This is a genomic window from Alistipes sp. AM16-43, from assembly GCF_003435745.1.
GTDB lineage: Bacteria > Bacteroidota > Bacteroidia > Bacteroidales > Rikenellaceae > Alistipes > Alistipes onderdonkii.
Genome location: NZ_QTUQ01000003.1, coordinates 410,308 through 429,110, shown reverse-complemented (window position 1 = coordinate 429,110; position 18,803 = coordinate 410,308). Strand labels below are relative to the sequence as shown.

Annotated in this window: 11 protein-coding genes; all 11 read left to right on the top strand. The window is 54.7% G+C overall.

Annotation, left to right across the window (positions count from 1 at the left end; all coding sequences use genetic code 11):
• Nucleotides 1–66: 66 nt before the first annotated feature.
• The 11 genes from DW189_RS07635 (at nucleotide 67) to DW189_RS07575 (ending at nucleotide 18,761) form a co-directional block, all read left to right on the top strand.
• Nucleotides 67–651 (top strand): RNA polymerase sigma-70 factor, encoded by a 585-nt coding sequence (locus tag DW189_RS07635; protein ID WP_022331671.1) that lies wholly within the window; start codon nucleotides 67–69, stop codon nucleotides 649–651.
• 145 nt (nucleotides 652–796) lie between these two features.
• Nucleotides 797–1,804, top strand: coding sequence for a FecR family protein (locus DW189_RS07630; RefSeq protein WP_232045684.1), 1,008 nt, complete (start codon nucleotides 797–799; stop codon nucleotides 1,802–1,804).
• Between the two features lie 156 nt (nucleotides 1,805–1,960).
• Complete coding sequence (locus DW189_RS07625) at nucleotides 1,961–5,299, top strand: SusC/RagA family TonB-linked outer membrane protein (RefSeq protein ID WP_055201579.1); 3,339 nt, start codon at nucleotides 1,961–1,963, stop codon at nucleotides 5,297–5,299.
• Nucleotides 5,300–5,304: 5 nt separating this feature from the next.
• Complete coding sequence (locus DW189_RS07620; protein WP_117507374.1) at nucleotides 5,305–6,885, top strand: SusD/RagB family nutrient-binding outer membrane lipoprotein; 1,581 nt, start codon at nucleotides 5,305–5,307, stop codon at nucleotides 6,883–6,885.
• Nucleotides 6,886–6,894: 9 nt separating this feature from the next.
• Complete coding sequence (locus DW189_RS07615) at nucleotides 6,895–7,812, top strand: glycoside hydrolase family 18 (protein ID WP_117507373.1); 918 nt, start codon at nucleotides 6,895–6,897, stop codon at nucleotides 7,810–7,812.
• Between the two features lie 8 nt (nucleotides 7,813–7,820).
• On the top strand, nucleotides 7,821–9,086 hold the full coding sequence (locus tag DW189_RS07610) for a DUF1735 and LamG domain-containing protein (RefSeq protein ID WP_022331666.1): 1,266 nt from the start codon (nucleotides 7,821–7,823) through the stop codon (nucleotides 9,084–9,086).
• A gap of 26 nt (nucleotides 9,087–9,112) precedes the next feature.
• A complete protein-coding gene (locus DW189_RS07605) occupies nucleotides 9,113–10,633 on the top strand; it encodes a BT_3987 domain-containing protein (RefSeq protein ID WP_232044655.1) in 1,521 nt (506 codons plus the stop codon).
• 65 nt (nucleotides 10,634–10,698) lie between these two features.
• Complete coding sequence (locus tag DW189_RS07600; protein ID WP_232045685.1) at nucleotides 10,699–11,634, top strand: glycosyl hydrolase family 18; 936 nt, start codon at nucleotides 10,699–10,701, stop codon at nucleotides 11,632–11,634.
• Nucleotides 11,635–13,068: 1,434 nt separating this feature from the next.
• Nucleotides 13,069–13,287 (top strand): HEPN domain-containing protein, encoded by a 219-nt coding sequence (locus DW189_RS14615; RefSeq protein WP_232045688.1) that lies wholly within the window; start codon nucleotides 13,069–13,071, stop codon nucleotides 13,285–13,287.
• A 461-nt stretch (nucleotides 13,288–13,748) separates the two neighbouring features.
• A complete protein-coding gene (locus DW189_RS07580; protein ID WP_117507370.1) occupies nucleotides 13,749–16,397 on the top strand; it encodes a glycoside hydrolase family 38 C-terminal domain-containing protein in 2,649 nt (882 codons plus the stop codon).
• A 24-nt stretch (nucleotides 16,398–16,421) separates the two neighbouring features.
• Nucleotides 16,422–18,761 carry a GH92 family glycosyl hydrolase gene (locus DW189_RS07575; RefSeq protein ID WP_390613234.1) on the top strand — a complete coding sequence of 780 codons (2,340 nt, stop codon included), beginning with the start codon at nucleotides 16,422–16,424 and terminating at the stop codon, nucleotides 18,759–18,761.
• Nucleotides 18,762–18,803 lie beyond the last annotated feature (42 nt).

Sequence of the window (18,803 nt, the reverse complement as noted above, 5' to 3'; positions counted from 1 at the left end):
TCAACAGACATTCTATAAATTTTTGAATTTTGATAAAAAAGTTTACCTTTGAATCAATCTACACGCATGTCAGAACTGGATAAACATATCACGCTCGAAGATTTCGAACGATTATACTCCGAGTATAAGCCTCGTTTTATCATTATCGCCCGGTCATACATCCGCAACAATATGGCCGCGGAGGACATCGTTACCGACAGCTTCCTTTATTTTTGGGAAAACAAGGACAAGCTGAATATTACTACGACTATCCAGGCATATATTTTAGGATCCGTGAAACATGGCTGTCTTGAATGGCTGCGCAACCAGAAAAACAGACTCAAAATCCAGCAACAAATACATACGACGGCTTACCGCAGCATCAAAGCCAAAATCACCGTTTTGGAAAGTACCAACCCCGAAGCATCCTTTACGGCGGAAATAAAATCCATCATCGAAAGCCAGATCAACAAAATGCCCGAACCCATGCGGCAAATCTTCCTTTACAACCGCTTCGAGGGCAAGACTTACCAAGAAATCGCCGAAATTACAGGAATCAATGTGCGCAACGTCACAGCCAATATCCAACGGGCTTTGGCCATCATGCGAATCGCACTGAACGACTATCTCATCATTTTAATTATCGTCCTGTATTCCAGCGTTATACGATAATTAAAAAAATTACCATTTTTTTAAGAAAATTTATTTAACGAAAAACGCACTTTTTCGATGTAAATGTCGTGCGCCCACGCACCATATAATCGTAAACAGACAAAGCATAATTTCGTTATCGGGAAAAATTACCAAGGGAAAAATTATGGATTCGCTGCGGGCTGCCCAAATTCATAATGCACTCGCCACACTATGTAAAAAAATGGACAAAGAATTATTATATAAGTACATAAACGGCCAAACTTCCGAGCAGGAAGAAAAAACGATTGTAGACTGGCTCGATGCCGACCCCAACAACCAGAAAGAACTAAATGCATTATGGTCTATGCAGGACGCACTTATCGCAAATGTCCCTTATCCGCACCACCCCCATCTGCAGCTGCCGACCAGACGCCTGAAATGGTATCGCCAGCGCTTTATTCGTATCTGTACCCAGGCTGCCGCAGTATTACTATTGGTCGCTGGCAGTTGGTACGCTTCCAGAACCGTCATTATCGAAGATACCGCAAAACAATATCTGTCCGTTGCCGCACCGGCAGGACAACGTATAGACATTACACTCCAGGACGGAACCAGCGTTTGCCTGAACAGCGGGGCAAAACTGGAATATCCGATACGGTTCAATAGGAATCGCCGTGTGAAACTCTCCGGCGAGGCCATGTTCAACGTAGAGCATGATGCCGCCCGTCCCTTCATCGTGGAAACTTTCGCCTGCGACGTGGAAGTGCTGGGTACGAAATTCAATGTAACGGCAGACGAACTGACACACGACTTCACGACTGCATTATTGAGGGGAAAAGTCAAAGTAACCAACAAACTGGCAAGCGGCGACCAGATTATATTAGACCCGAACGAAAAGGTATGCCTAAACGGGAATCGTCTGGTATTGACCAGGATTGAGAATACGGACGACTATTTATGGACGGAGGGTATTCTGAATCTCGTTGGACACCCGTTTGCCGACATCATCGCCAAAATGGAGAAAACATACGGTGTGAAAATCCAGATCCAAACGGCCGAACTTCCGCAGATCGACGTCATCCGCGGAAAAATCCCCGTCAATATGGGGCTGGACTATGCGCTAAGGGCCTTGCAGAAAATAACCCCGTTCCAATATGAGAAAGACGAAAACAATGTAATCCACATAAAATAACTATGACGAGATTATCTAACAAAAACCTACAATGCCTATGAGATAAGACTATGAATTTTCAAAGTCGCAAAAAAAGCCCGCAGGTGTAGCAACCACCCGCAGGCATAGCGGCTAATAGAATTTGAACCAATCTAACAACCACTAATCTACAAATCTATGAATAATAAATTTATTCAGCAAATTAAATGCTGGTTTACTTTTCTATTCATGATTTGCTCCACGTTCTCCGCATGGGGAGCGTATGCCCAGACCGCGAAAGTAACATTGCAGATGGACAATGTTCGCATGGAGCAGGTTATGAATGAAATAGAAAAACAGACCAGCTATTTCTTCATCGTAAATAAAGGCGTAGACATTAACAGAACCATCAGTATCAATGTCGCCGATAAACCGCTCGATACCGCTTTGCAGGCAATGGTCGCCGGAACGGATACCGAGTACAAAATCTACCAGCAGAACATTTATCTTTCCGCAGCCCCGGACAAGAAAACCGCAAACAACGGTTCCACAAAGGTCAGCGGTGTCGTGCGCGACACCAAAGGGACACCCGTTGTCGGGGCATCGGTGGTCGTAAAGGGAACGACCATCGGCGAAAGTTCCGGACTTGACGGCGCTTTCTCGCTCCAAGTCCCCGCACCTGTGGAAACCGCCGAATTGTATATCAATTTCATCGGCTACGACCCCGTAACAGTAAAAATCGGCACACAAACCTTTTTTACCATAACACTCAACGAAGCAGCCGAGCAGATTGAAGACGTGGTGATCACGGCCCTGGGTATCAAACGCTCGGAAAAGGCGCTGGCCTACACCGTGCAGCAAGTGAAGTCCGAAGCCGTGACGACCGTGAAATCCGCAAACTTCGTGAACAGCCTCGCAGGTAAAGTCGCCGGAGCCGTTATCAACACCAGTTCGTCCGGTGTGGGCGGTTCGGCCAAAGTCATTATGCGCGGTATGAAGTCGATTATGCAGACCTCGAACGTACTTTATGTAATCGACGGTATTCCCATGCACAACTTCACCAGCGATGGCAGCATGGAATTCGGATCACGCGGCACAACGGAATCCATCGCCGACATGAACCCCGACGACATCGAATCCATATCCGTTATGACCGGAGCCGCAGCCGCGGCATTGTACGGTTCCGACGCCGCGAACGGTGCAATGCTCATTACCACCAAGAAAGGTAAGGCCGGAGCAACACAGATACAGGTTTCGAGTAACACGGAATTTATGAACCCGCTGCGCCTGCCGGACTTTCAGACCCGCTACGGCACGGGGCGTAAAGGCAAAGCCAGCGGTTCGACGATCCACAGCTGGGGCGCACCGCTCAACCAGGCGGCACGTTACAACTACTCGCCCGAAGATTTCCTGCAGACAGGTCACATCCTGACGAACTCCGTAACACTGTCCGGGGGTACGGAGAAAAACCAAATCTATTTCTCGACCGCAGCGGTAAACTCCAAAGGACTGATCCCCAACAACAAGTACAATCGTTATAACTTTACATTCCGCAACACGTCGAACCTGCTGAACGACCGTTTGACACTGGACGTAAGCGGCAGCTACATCATCCAGAAAGACCGCAACATGATAAACCAGGGCGTGTACTCAAACCCGCTCGTATCGGCTTATCTCTTTCCCCGCGGCGATGATTTTTCGCTCGTAAAGGCATTCGAGCGCTGGAACCCCGCACGCAAAATCTATGAACAGTTCTGGCCGCAGGGCGAGGGCGGCGACCTGCGCATGCAGAATCCCTATTGGATCGCCTACCGCAACCCCCGCGAAAACAGCCGTAAGCGCTATATGTTCACAGGCGGCATTACCTATAAAATCACCGACTGGATGAACGTCGCAGGACGTATCCGCGTCGATAACACCAACAGTTTATATACGGAAAAACTGTACGCCACATCGAACCCCACGCTGCTGGAGAACAGCAAAAAAGGTAAATATACCGAAACCCGCGGCGAAGAACGACAGACCTACGGCGACGTAATGCTCAACCTCAGCAAGACGTTCAAAGAGAAATTCTCGCTCGACGCACATATCGGCGCGTCGATCAAAGACAACCGCTTCGACGAACTCTCGGTATATGGCCCCATTGCCGGCGCTCCCAACATCTTCAATGTCGTGAACCTCGACAAGAGCCAGAAGAAAACGCCGAAAACCGGCTGGCACGAACAAACGCAGTCGTTTTTCTACTCCCTGGAACTGGGCTGGAAGTCGCAACTGTTCGTAACGACGACCGGACGTAACGACTGGGCGTCGCAACTTGCCAACTCACCCCAAAAGTCGTTTTTCTACCCCTCGGTCGGCGTATCGTGGCTGCCCAGCAGTACATTCAATTTCCCGGAGAAGTTCAACTACCTGAAAATCCGTGCTTCGTGGGCTTCGGTAGCAAACCCCTTTCCGCGGGAACTGACAATCGCCACACACCCTTACGACGACACCATTTCCGGCTGGGACGACAAATCGAACTACCCTATCGGGCAGCTTTACCCGGAGCGGACGAAAACCTGGGAATTAGGTTTCGACGCCCGGTTCCTGCATGGATTCACACTCTCGGCATCGTGGTATCGCGCCGACACCTATAACCAGACTTTCAATCCGAATCTGTCCGCATCGTCCGGCTACTCGGATATCTATATTCAGACCGGCCACGTGCGCAATACGGGTGTCGAGGCAAGCCTGGGATACGACCACCAATGGAAAAACTGGAATTGGAACTCGCAGTTTACTTTCTCCTGGAACAAAAACAAGATCATCGAACTTTGCAAGGAGTGGTACAACCCGATCACCGAGGAAACGATCACCATGAACAGACTCCAGATCAGTAAACTGGGGCGTGCGAAATTTATTCTCAAAGAGGGCGGTTCGATGGGCGACCTTTATTCCACGACCGACCTGCGGCGCGACGACAAAGGCAACATCGAGATCGACGAGGGTGGCAACGTCGTCGTAGAGGACAACCTGCCCGACATGAAACTCGGTTCCGTATTCCCGGACTATAACCTCGCATGGCGCAACAGCGTATCGTGGAAAAACCTGAACCTCGGATTCCTCGTGACGGCACGCATCGGCGGCATCGTCAATTCACTCACGCAAGCCAACATGGATCTATTCGGCGTGTCCGAAGCAACGGCTGCCGCGCGCGATGCCGGAGGTGCTTTGGTAAACGGCCGCAGCCTGGTAAACCCGGAAACCTGGTATACGGCCATAGCGTCGCAGGGCGGAATACCCCAGTATTACACCTACTCGGCAACCAACGTCCGGCTCCAGGAACTTTCGCTGGGGTACACGATTCCCCGCAAATGGCTGCACAACATATGTTCGATCACCGTATCGTTCGTAGGCCGCAACTTGTGGATGATGTATTGTAAAGCGCCGTTCGACCCCGAAGCCGTGGCATCGACAAACAATTTCTATCAGGGAATGGACTATTTCATGATGCCCTCGACACGTAACCTGGGATTCAATATTAACATTAAATTCTAACGGCTATGAACAAAATAAAGACAATAATTCGTGCCGTTGCTCTTATCGCAGTAGTAAGCGCATCGACGGGATGCCTTGACAACTTCGAAGATTACAACCGTAATCCGAACGAAGCGACAGACGACGAACTGGAACGCGACAACTACCTCGTGGGGTCGAAACTCACCAAACTGCAAAATATGGTGATCCCCTCGGAAGAACACCTATACCAATTTGTCGAAGCACTCGAAGGCGGCAGCTACGGCGGCTATGTCGAAGCGACGGTAGACAGCTGGGAAACGAAATTCTCAACGTTCAATCCCACCGCCGACTGGCTCAAAGCGCCGTTCGTGGATGTCATCACCGAAACTTACCCCGCCTACCGCGGCATCATCAACAAAACCGACGACGAAGTGGCGGTAGCCCTGGCCAACGTCCTGCGCGTGGCGATTATGAACCGCCTGGCCGACGCTTACGGCTCGATACCCTACTCCAAGATCGTAGAGGACAAAAAAGAACGCCTGACCGTCCCCTATGACACGCAACAGGAAGCATATACGCAGATGTTCAAAGAACTGGACGCCGCGCTGGAAGCGCTGGAGCGCAACCGGGATTTGAGTACGGAAGCCTTCGGCGAATACGACCAGGTTTACAACGGCGACCTTAAAAAGTGGATCAAATACGCCAATTCGCTTAAACTGCGTATGGCGATGCGCCTTTCCTATATCGACGAGCAGACCGCAAAGGCCAAAGCCGCGGAAGCCATCGCCGCCGGGGTCATCACCGAGAATGCCGACAACGCGAAGCTTCAGCCCGAACTCAACCGCACGGCATTGCTTTGGAACAGTTGGCAGGATCACGCCATCGGAGCCGACATCCTCTGCTACATGAACGGCTACAAAGACCCGCGCCGGACAAAGATGTTCACACAGGGAACCGTCGGAGAGGGCGATGCCGCCGTGAAAGGCTATTACGGCCTGCGCATCGGCACGACACCGGCCAACAAGTCCAAGGCCGTAACGGCATGCTCCTCGATGCTCATTACCGACACCGACCCTATCTTATGGATGAACGCCGCGGAAATCGCGTTCCTGCGCTCCGAATATGAACTGCGCTGGGGAAGTGCGGTATCGGCACAGAATTTCTATGAACAAGGCATACGGCTTTCATTCGAGGAACGCGGCGTAGCCGGTGCGGAGGATTACATCGCCGACGAAGCGAACGTCCCCGAAGCATACACCGACCCTCTCGGCGTTATCGAAAACAACACCGCATTACCGCAAAGCCGCATCACGATCAAATGGAAAGAAGATGCACAGTTCGAAGAAAACCTCGAACGCATCATCACCCAGAAATGGATTGCGATTTTCCCGCTCGGAAATGAAGCGTGGGCGGAATACCGGCGCACGGGCTATCCGAAACTGATGCCGGCCAAAGACAATAAATCCGGCGGAACGGTGAACTCCAAGTACGGCATGCGCAGACTTCCCTACCCGTCCGAGGAATATTCCGAGAACCGCACAAATGTCGAAGCGGCGATAACTTCGCTCGGCGGCCCCGACAACGGCGGCACGCGCACATGGTGGGACTGCAAACCCTTAAATTAATCCGAAGCTATGAAACAGACTATAAAATACCTGATTCTGGCGCTGCTCATTCCCGCGGCCTATTGTTTCACAGCCTGCGACACGGACATCGAGCCGATAGACCAGCAGATCATAAAACCCGACCAGCAAGATCCGGCGCAGTACGCCGCATATCTGGCAGCCCTCAAAGCGTATAAGGCAAGCGAACACTACATCGTATACGCAAGCCTGGCAAATGCCCCGGCCGTACCGGGTTCGGAAAAGGCATTTCTGCGCTCACTGCCCGATTCACTCGACATCGTGGCACTTGAAAACGCCGGCAACCTGACCGAATACGACATCGAGGATATACCCCAGGCGCAGGCCAAGGGCACGAAAATACTCTATACCGTAGATTACAACACACTCGCGGAATCTACGGACGCCGCAGCGCTGGGAACATATCTCGACAAGGTGATCGAGGACGTAAACCGGTATAAGTTCGACGGCGTAACGGTACGTTACGGCGGCGCTATGGATGCCGCGGCGACCCAAGCCGCTGCAACGATTGTCAGCAAACTGTCGTCCCTGACCGGCAAAATCCTCATGACGGAGGGTAACCCGCTCTTTATCGCAAAGGAGAGCCACGACGCCATCACCTATTTCGTACTCACGACTACGGATGCCGTCAATACGTTCAATATCCGCAGCCAGCTTGCATACGCGACCGATTATGCCGGCATTGCGCTCGAAAAAATCATCATCACGGCCGAGCCGGGCGGGAAACTCACGGATGAAAACCTTGTGCAGCAACCCGCAATCGCCGAAGCCGCCAAAAGCGTAATTACAATGGGGCCGTTAGCCGGGCTGGGTATTTACAACATCGGGGACGATTACTACGACGCTTACATAAATTACAAACAGACCAAGCATGCCATCGGCCTGCTGAATCCGGCAAACCCTAAATAATGCGCCTTATGAAATTGAGAAGAACATATCTGTATTTTGTATCGGCTGCCTTTATCCTGCTGGCCGGGTGTGAATCGGATTATGAAAACCGTTACCCGTTCGACAACGCAGCATACATCGACGTAGCCGAAACGTCGAGCGACAACAACGTAACTTTTAAAAAGACCGTTACGCAGCTCGACCGCGAACTCTCCGCCGTGCTGATCTCCCCGGCAAAAGAGAATATCGAGGTGACATTTGGCATCGACCCGTCGCTCGCGGCCACCTACAACGCCAAACACGACACGAAATATGCGGTACTCGATGAAAGTTACTACGAGTTCCCCGAACGGACGGCAACCGTAGAAGCCGGGAAATCCGTATCGGAACCTCTGACCATCCATTTTAAGAACCTCGACCAGCTCGATATAGATGCAACACAGTTGCTTCCGGTAACTATCGTTTCTGCGGGGGGAGGACTTTCGACCCTCTCCGGTTCCCAAACCGTCTATTATCTTGTGCGCCGTTCTTCGGCCATCACGACCGCCGCCGTACTCACCGACAACTGGATAGACGTGCCCGCGTTCGACAAAGCCGGAACCGCCGACTGCGTAAACGGATTGACAGCCGTGACCTATGAAGCCATCGTCCGCGTCCACGACTTCCACTATGCAGGTCCCACCTCGTCCTACATCGAAGAAAAGCTCTCTACGATCATGGGTGTGGAACAACACCTGCTGCTGCGTATCGGCGACACGAATTTCTATGCCGACCAGCTCCAGGTAGACGGATCGGGCGTAAGCCTGGGCAAATTCCCCGAAAAGAACAAGGGTAAACTTCTGTCGCTCGAGGAGTGGTATCATGTCGCTTTCACATACGACCTGGAAACCGGTATCGCCTGCATCTACGTAAACGGACAACTCCAAAGCCAGACGCAGGTAGCGCCGACCGTAAAGGTCATAAACCTCGGACTGCGGGCCATAGACCCCGATCCGGAAACGGACGCCCGGCAGTTCTTCATCGGGTACAGCTACGACGCTTTCCGCCAGCTCTGCGGCGATATTTCAGAGGTGCGCATATGGTCCGTCGCACGTACGCAGGCCGACATCTGGCGCGACATGTACGACGTGGAAAACCCGGCCGAGAAGCCCGAATTACGCGCTTATTGGAAATTCAACGAGGGGTCGGGAAACATCATCAAAGACTGGTCGCAGTACGGAAACGATGCCGTAGCGCATACCGATCTGAAATGGAATACCTCGGTGGAAATTCCGCAGCTCAACAAGCAAGAATAAACCGTAAATCTTGAACTATGAAAAACATGAATAAAATAACAGGTCTGCTGCGCACTTCGGCACTTTGCCTTACGCTCGCAGCGATGGCCGCGTGCGACGCCGAGGACTTTACCCGCACGGCCGGGGATATTCCCGGCAAGGACGACCTTGCAAACGTCGGCGGAGTGCTGCGCCGGGAAAAAACGCCCGATCAGATTTCGGCACTCAAACTCAGCGAAGAACAGACGACCACAGACGCCGTGTTCTACCAACTGACCCAGCCCGCAGCCGCAGACGTAACGGTTACGGTCGATGCGGACGCAACGCTTGTGGACGAATACAACAAAGACAAACAAGGTGACGCAAAACTGACGCTGTTTCCGTTGGAAAATGTGACTTTCGAAGGAGGCAAAACGCTGACGGTCAAGAGAGGAGAGAAAACCTCTCCTGCTCTTACCGTCACGTTGAGCCGCGAAGGGGTCGAAAAAGGCGCCTATCTGCTGCCCCTGCGGGCGACCGTTGCCAATAACGACATGTCCCCGTCCGAAAAAGACCAGGTAATCTACTACCGGATCCTGGTCGGGGAGATCGTACCCGAAACGCAGCTCGATGCCTATGCTTTCAAAATCGTGGGATATGTCAATACCGAGGAAATGAACCCGCTGATGGGAACCAAATTTTATGCAGAAACATTTGACCCCGATTTCAATACGATAACCCAAACGTGGATCGATATCGAAGTACTCCGCCCCGCGGCGCTAAAATTCGACAAGACGACACGACGGGCCATGCTCGACATCGGACCGGATCTGCAATACGTCTTGAGCAACCGCGACAAATACCTCATGCCCTTGCAGAAAAGCAGTCGTAAGGTGCTTATTTGCATCACAGGCGGAAATACGGGACTTGGATTCTGTAATATGACCGACGAGCAGATCACTGATTTTGTTTTCCAGCTTAAATATGTGGTGGAAACATATAAGTTGGACGGCGTAAACTACTTCGACATCGAAGCGTCCTACGGCAAAGACGGTATGTCCGGTGTAAATCCCGCATCCTACGCCAAACTGATAAAGGCGACAAAGGAAGCATTGGGCGACGACAAACTCGTCACCGTGGCCTGCGACGCGGAGAGCACCGACCTGCTCGCTACGGCACACGACGGCATCGAAGCCGGAAAATACATCGACTATGCCTGGTCGGGAATTTTCGATAAGGTCGTAGATGCCTATGCCGACGGCGCGGAACTCAAACCCATCGCCGGGCTGGAGCAATCCAAATACGGCGGCGCGCTGCTGAAAACGAATAATACGCAGGAAAGCGCACAACTAAACCCCATTTTAACTTCCCTTATTAAATCCCTCTACCGCGAAACCCAATCGGGGAACGTATTCGCATTCTGGGATATGCCGACAAACTCGGCAGGATACGAAGAAGGCCCCAAAAGTGCTTTCAATATAGTGGCAGACGCAGTTACCGATTGGGATTGGGAATACGACGGAATGATACTACTGATAAACGTAACCTGGGATGATCGAAATTACGGCAATTTCACTAAAGACTGGTAAAAACCACTTTAACTCAACCTATATTCTTCACATCTTAACCAAACTATTAACAAAAACTAATTTTTATGAGAAAGCAATTCTTATTTGCAGCCTGCACCTTGTTCGCTGCATCCGCATTGGTGATGACCTCGTGCCAGCAGACCGAGGAACCCATCGCAAACGACCCGACCGATCAGGCCGGCCCGATGACCCGCGCGGCAACGCTCGGCAACTTCTACCGCGTTGTTTACGTCGAAGTAAACGACGTCAATCCGCTCAACGCAGGAGAATATCTCCTGTCGGACGGCACTCCGTTCTTTACGCACGTCATTCTCTTCGCATCCAACATCCGCGGCGACGCATCGGGCAATGTTCACAACTACAACAACCCGAACAACGCCGCAATCCTCGCAAATCCCGCCAAGTACATCGCGCCGCTCCAGGCAAAAGGTATCAAGGTCATCATGGGCAACCTCGGCGACCACACCGGTGCCGGCTTTGCAAATCTCACCGCAGCACAAATCGGTACTTACACGGATGATCTGGTTGCCTACGACAATATCGTAGACGGCTACGATTTTGACGACGAGTGGGCGGAGTATGGAACCCGCGGCTATCCCTATGCTAACAGCACTTCGTACAGCAACATGATTATCGCGCTGGCAGGCAAGACCAACAAGTCGATCAGCGTGTTCGATTGGGGTAACACCGGTACGCTCTCGTCCACGGCTATCAGCCATCTCGATTGGGGCTGCCAGGGTTCGCTGAACGGCTATGGGTTCAATTCGTCGTTCGCAAAAGGTCAATACCTGCCCCTGTTCGTAAACCTGACCGGCCCGATGTCGGACAACCAGATCAAGACCTATACGACGGCGGCCAAGAACGCCAATGCACGCGGTGTCGCGTTCTTCAACCTGCCCATGTCGTCCTATCGCCTTTCGTCGTTTAACGCGGCAGCCCAGGCTTTCGGGGAAACCGTTTCGCACACCGGAAAGACCTACTCGAAAGACTATGGCAATTAATGTTTTACGCGAAATGAGAAGAAATAGGTTGTGATTAAAGTGTCCGCGCACCGCGAAAGTGGTGCGCGGTTTTTCATCCGAAACAAACAACAGCCATGAAAAAGACAATGATAACGTGTATGTTGTCGCAGCAGCGGCATACACATTTACATTTACAGCCTGCAATAGTGCAGAAGAACCCGTCATAGCCCAACCGGACGGACAAACTGCCCCCATGACCCGCGCGGCGACAATCGAAAACTTCGCCCGGTAACGAAGGGTCGAACGAACGCGGGGACATGCGAATGCTCCGCCGCATGCGACCATACGGCGGCTACATCAGCCACAGTTTCCTTGCCGGCACGCGGGGACAGTTTATATGATGGGCGGAAAAGATTCGAAAAACGGGGGTGGGAGTACGGATCCCATCCCCCTACCCAAAATATTGCCTTATGAAATTCGACGAATGGGCGTAACAATTTTGGGCGTATCAATTCACAGGAACGCAATAAACGTACCTTGCCGTTTGCTGAATGACGGCGTAAAGATATAACATTTCGGTTATAATCGTGGAATTGGCTGAATAGACCGGAAAAAAGAACAGCCGGATAAAAACCATGCCAAGTCAATCCATCTCGCCCGGCTGCTCCCGCAGGTGCGCGCGCATACCTGTTTACCACCGAACCACGGCAGGCGCTTGCCGCCGGAACATACCGATTCCGTCCGCTCCCGGTTTGGGGGCGGATGCAATCCGCAGGTGCGGCGACAGTACGCAAGGACGGCAGGACGCCACGGGTTTCCATAAATTCAGGGGATGAATTTGAAGCTGGATTTTGCGCCCCGGACAGGCATAAAAAAGGGGCGCGGTGTCAACTTTCCATCGAAGGTCTTGGAGAAACCATTGCGCGGAAGCTGTCCTGCGCCCTTGTCGTCCTGCTCGCAAAAAGCAAGCAGGACATAACAAGGACTGACAACCATTATACCGCGCTAAACATCTTCCGAAGAAGTCTCCAAGTTTTCGATGGTATAAAGAGTTGTTTACCCTTTATAGTTATGTCCGTCGGCTATGCCGAGTTGTGATAATTCCTTAAAGTTTGCAAGGAATTGTAAAGTTAAACAACGCGCTTTCGGAGGGCCATTATTTTTATGCGGATATTCTCACACAGGGTGTTGTACTTTACGATTCGGGGGAATCAGTTAGCCACTCCGCGCGAACTGAATTTTTGCGAGATTGAGAAAAAGGCGCAAAAGTATTACGACAAGAAATTTGCGAGTGCAACGGATTTTTTATTCCATACTAAAATTGCGTATGATCGAAAAACTTATCCAATGACCTCTTTTATGTTGCACCAAGCGACTGAATATTTTATAAAGACTATCCCGTTGGTATTCGCTCTTTAGGGTCATAAGGAACATGACCTTGAATTTCTGATTGAGAAATGCAAGATTTACACAATGGAATTGGCAAAAGTCTTTCTCCGCGACACACCGGAAGAAAAACGCCTGTTCGAACTTTTAAGAAGCGCTTACGTCGAAGCCCGGTATACCGATGATTTCGTCGTCACCAAAGAGGATATCGACGCGCTTATGCCGAAAGTCGAACTGCTCCGCGACGTTGTGGAAAATGTTTGCCGGAAACAATTCGACTACTACAAACAGAAAATAGCCCAATAAACGAAACCGCCCTGCCCCTCAAACCCGAACAATAGAAATAACAGTTATCCAAAAATTAGATTTACGACATCCGGACAAAGCGGCAAAAATCATCTTTGCCGCTTGCTTTTACCGAACAAGGTGTGGCCACGTTGTCCGCACTATTGCGGCAAACATACAAATTAACAAAAGAAAACAACACGCCACAAACGGGCCACAAACAGGCCGGGGCAGCATCCCGGGCACAAAACCGGACAAAAACCACGGCAGAATGCCGACCGGCGGATTTCAATCCGGTTTACCAAAACGGCCGGGATCCGAACACATAAACCGCTGTTTATAAGCATCTTTCCAAAAAAGTATATTTACTTTACCTCTAACATACCCGGGATATAATCCCGGGTTACATTTTTATTAAGTTACTTTGTAAAAGTGGAATTACGCAATGTTCCGAAACCTACAAACCAAACTTAAATACGACCATGGACTCATTTTACAACGGGTTTGCATCCGTGTGCAAGGCAGCCCGGACGATTTTCGGAAGGACAGGGGATATGCGGCACGGCACATCGTACCGCCGGAAGCCGAAAGTCATAACGGCGCTGTGCCTGGCCCTGCTCCTGCTCGCATCGGGCACCCCCGTCCGCTCCCAGCAACGGGTTTATTTCGTCGACGGATACCACGGGGGCGTCTACGGCCACTACCCGGTCGCCTGGAAAACCCGCTTCATCACCGACCAGATGGCCGCGCATCCCGAATGGAGGATCGGGCTGGAGATCGAACCCGAGACGTGGGACACCGTCGAGGTGCGTACGCCGGCCGACTACGCCCGCTTCAAGGCGATCGCCGCCGACAGGCGCGTCGAATTCACCAACCCGTCCTATGCCCAGCCCTACTGCTACAACATCTCGGGCGAAAGCATCATCCGGCAGTTCGGATACGGCATGCGGAAGATCCGCAGTCATTTCCCCGACGTGGAGTTCGTCACCTACTCCGTCGAGGAGCCGTGCTTCACCAGCTGCCTGCCGCAAATCCTGAAACTCTACGGGTTCAAATACGCCTCCCTGAAATGTCCGAATACCTGCTGGGGCGGGTACACGGCGCCCTACGGCGGCGAACTGGTCAACTGGGTCGGCCCCGACGGCAGTTCGATCCTCACTTCGCCGCGCCACGCCTGCGAAGAGCTCCAGAAAAACTCGGTATGGCAGACCACGGCATGGGGCAATGAGAAGGAGTACCTCGACGCCTGCATCGCATACGGCATCGCCCACCCCGTGGGGATGTGCTACCAGGATGCGGGATGGAAATACGGCCCCTGGATCGGGTCGGGCGACAGCATCCGCAACAACTCGATCTATGTCACGTGGCGGGAGTATTTCGAACGGGTAACCGACGGCAAGAGTTCCGACGACTACCGCATGCCGCAGGAAGATGTCCGCGTAAGCCTCATGTGGGGCAGCCAGGTCTTGCAGCGCATCGCGCAGCAGGTGCGCGAATCGGAGAACAAGCTTGTCATGGCCGAAAAGGCGGGGGTCATCGCCAACCTCGTGAACGGCCACCGCTACGGGCAGGCGACTCTCGACGAGGGCTGGCGGACGCTGATGCTCGCCCAGCACCACGACTCGTGGATCGTACCTTACAACGGGCTCAACAGGCAGGGGACATGGGCGCAGCACATCCGCCGCTGGACGGCCGCCACCGACTCGCTGTGCGACGGGGTGATCGCCGAGGCGCTGCAAAGCTTCGCGGCACCGGGCGGCGACGGCCAGACAACCTACCTGCGCGTCTGCAACACGCTCGGCAGCCCCCGCCGCGAAACGGTGTCGGCGACGCTGCCCGAAGGCCTCGGCGACGGGGAGCTGGCAGTGACAAATGCCAAAGGCAAACGGGTTCCGCACGCCATCGTCCCGACGGCGGGCGGGCGGCGGCTCCTGTTCGAAGCCTCCGTCCCGGCATTCGGTTACACGACCTACACTGTAAAAAAGACATCCGGCAACGCGGCCGCGGCCGCACCCCGCCAGATAGGGGCGGACGAATACATCCTCGAGAACGACATGTACCGGATCGTAATCGACCCTGCACGGGGAGGCACCATCACGAGCCTCGTCGCAAAAAAGGAGGGCGGGAAGGAATTCGCCGACCCGCAGCACCGGTTCGCATTCGGCGAGTTGCGGGGATTCTTCTACGACCAGGGGCAGTTCCACTCCTCGGCACAGTCCCCGGCCACCGTGACCGTACTCTGCGACAACGAGCTGGAAAAGAGCGTCCGCATCAGCGGCCGGATCGACACGCACCCCTTCACGCAGACGATCACGCTCCGCAAGGGCGAACGGAAGATCGGTTTCGACCTGAAGATCGACTGGCAGCACAATGTCGGCATCGGGGCATTCCGCCAGAAGGACGGCTTCAACAACAACCACAGGGCATTCTACGACGACCGTTTCAACCTCAACATCCTCTTCCCGGTCGCCCTCGACGCCCCCGCGCTGTATAAGGACGCACCTTTCGACGTCTGCAAAAGCACGCTGGAAAACACCCACTTCACCACCTGGGACAACATCAAGCACAACGTCATCCTGCACTGGGTAGACCTCGCGGAGCGGGACGGCGGCTACGGCTTGGCGCTCCTCTCCGACCACACGACCTCCTATTCCTACGGCGCAGACGCCCCGCTGGGACTTACGGTGCAATACTCCGGCAACGGGCTCTGGGGGCGCGACTACCCCATCGACGGCCCGACGCACATCCGGTTCGCCGTCGTACCCCACCGCAGGGCATGGGACGCCGCAGGCATCCAGGAGGAGAACCGGCGCTGGAACGAACCGCTGCTCTGCACGTTTGCGGCGCAGGCCGCCGCTGACGAAGCCTCGCTGATCGACGCGACAGGTACGGGCTATGAAATATCGGCCGCCTACCTCGACGAAGAGCAGATCGTCGTGCGCCTGTTCAACGCCGACGGCGACGGCACCCCGCAGAAAATCAGGTTCGCCTTCCCGCTTTCGAAGGTCGAGCAGACCGACCTGAACGGGAACGCGACGGCCGCCTGCGCCATCCGCAAGCGGGGCGGCGTATCGGAAATCGAGGTGGCGATGCCCCGCTTCGGACTGAAAACCCTTCGACTGACAAAATAAGACCAAGCCATGCACTACCGCAACATTCCCAAGACCTTACTCTTCCTCTTATTATGCTGCCCGTCCATGGGGCTCACCGGCTGCTCCACGGCCGCGCAGGGCGACACGGGCAGCTTTTCGCCGGCCGACTACGTGAACCCCTTCATCGGGGCGAGCACCAGCACGAGCGCCGCGGGCGTCTACCACGGGCTGGGCAAGACCTTCCCCGGGGCGACGACGCCCTACGGCATGGTGCAGGTCAGCCCCAACACCATCACGGGCGGGGACAACAGCCCCGGGTACAGCTACGAGCACACGACCATCGAAGGGTTCGCCTTCACGCAGATGAGCGGAGTGGGCTGGTTCGGCGACCTGGGCAACCTGCTGGTCATGCCGACGACCGGCCCGCTGCAAAAGATCGCGGGCAGGGAGGACGGCTCGATCGGGGGTTACCGCTCCCGCTACGACAAGGCCACGGAAACCGCGCGCGCGGGGTATTACAGCGCCCTGCTGACCGACTACGGCATCCGTGCCGAAAGTTCGGCCACCCCGCACTGCGGCATCCTGCGCTTCACCTTTCCCGAGGGCGAACAGTCGCGCATCCAGATCGACCTGGCGCGCCGCGTCGGCGGCACGGCCGAGCGGCAATACATCGAGGTGGTGGACAAGCACACCATCGCCGGGTGGATGAAATGCACCCCCGCCACGGGCGGCTGGGGCAACGGCGAAGGACAGGCCGACTATACGGTCTATTTCTACGCACAGGTGGACAAGCCGATGGAAAACTACGGGTTCTGGAGCGCCGACATCCCCGACGACTGGGTACGCAAGCGCGACGAGGTGGTCAGCGTCCCCTACCTGCAGCGCGTAGCCGCGGCGCCCGTCGTCACGGGCATCGACCGCATCGAAGGCAGGCACATCGGCTTCTACACCGAATTCGGGACGCGGCAGGACGAGCAGGTCATCCTTCGTGCGGGCATCTCGTTCGTCGACATGGAGGGCGCCCGAAAGAATTTCGAGGCCGAGATCGCCGGCAAGGCGTTCGACCAGGTTGCCCGCGAGGCGCGCGAGCTGTGGAACCGGGAACTGGCGCGCATCCGCATCGACGGGGGCAGTGACCGGCAAAAGACGATCTTCTACACGGCGCTCTACCACACGATGATCGACCCCCGCATCTACACCGACGCCGACGGGCGCTACCCGGGGGCGGACGGCAGAATCCATACCACGGGAGGCAGGTTCACCAAACGCACGATCTTCAGCGGCTGGGACGTGTTCCGCAGCCAGATGCCGTTGCAGACCATCATCAACCCGCAACTGGTCAGCGACCTGGTGAACTCGCTCGTCACGATGGCCGACGAGAGCGGGCGCCACTATTTCGAGCGCTGGGAGATCGTCAACGCCTACTCGGGCTGCATGCTGGGCAACCCGGCGCTGTCGGTACTGGCCGACGCCTATGCCAAGGGCATCCGCAGCTACGACGTCGAGAAGGCCTACCGCTATGCCGTGAACTCCTCGAAGCGTTTCGGCAACGACCCGCTGGGCTACACCCCCTCGGAACTGTGCATTTCGCACACGCTCGAATACGCCTATGCCGACTGGTGCATCTCGCGCCTGGCCGAGCAGTTGGGCAAGCGGGAAGACGCCGCCCTGTACGCCGCCAAAGGGCAGGCCTACCGCAATATCTTCGACCGGGAGAAGGGGTGGTTCCGCCCGCGCCGCGCCGACGGAGGGTGGGAGCCGTGGCCCGAGAACGCCCGCACCACCGAGTGGTACGGCTGCATCGAGTCGAACCCCTATCAGCAGGGGTGGTTCGTGCCGCACGACGTCGAGGGCATGGTCGAGCTGATGGGCGGGCGCGAAGCCGTGCTGCGCGACCTCACCGAGTTCTTCGACAAAACCCCGTCGGACATGCTCTGGAACGACTACTACAACCACGCCAACGAACCCGTCCACCTCGTGCCGTTCCTCTTCAACCGGCTCGGGCAGCCGTGGCAGACCCAGAAATGGACGCGCCATATCTGCGAAAAGGCCTACGCCGACAAGGTCGAGGGGATCGTGGGCAACGAGGACGCCGGACAGATGTCGGCCTGGTACGTGCTTGCGGCCGCGGGCCTGCATCCCGCCTGCCCGGGCGACACGCGGATGGAGATCACCAGCCCCGTCTTCGACCGCATCGAACTGCGCCTCGACCCGGCCTACGCACCGGGCGGGACATTCACCGTCGTGGCGCACGGGAACAGCCCCTCGAACGTCTACATACAGCGGGCGGTGCTCAACGGCAGGGAGCACACAGCATCGCACCTCGACTTCGCCGACATTGCGGCCGGAGGGACGCTCGAACTCTACATGGGCGACACCCCCAACACCCGGTGGGGCATATAGGCAACAACAGGACGAACCTAATCATATCATTAATAACAGACG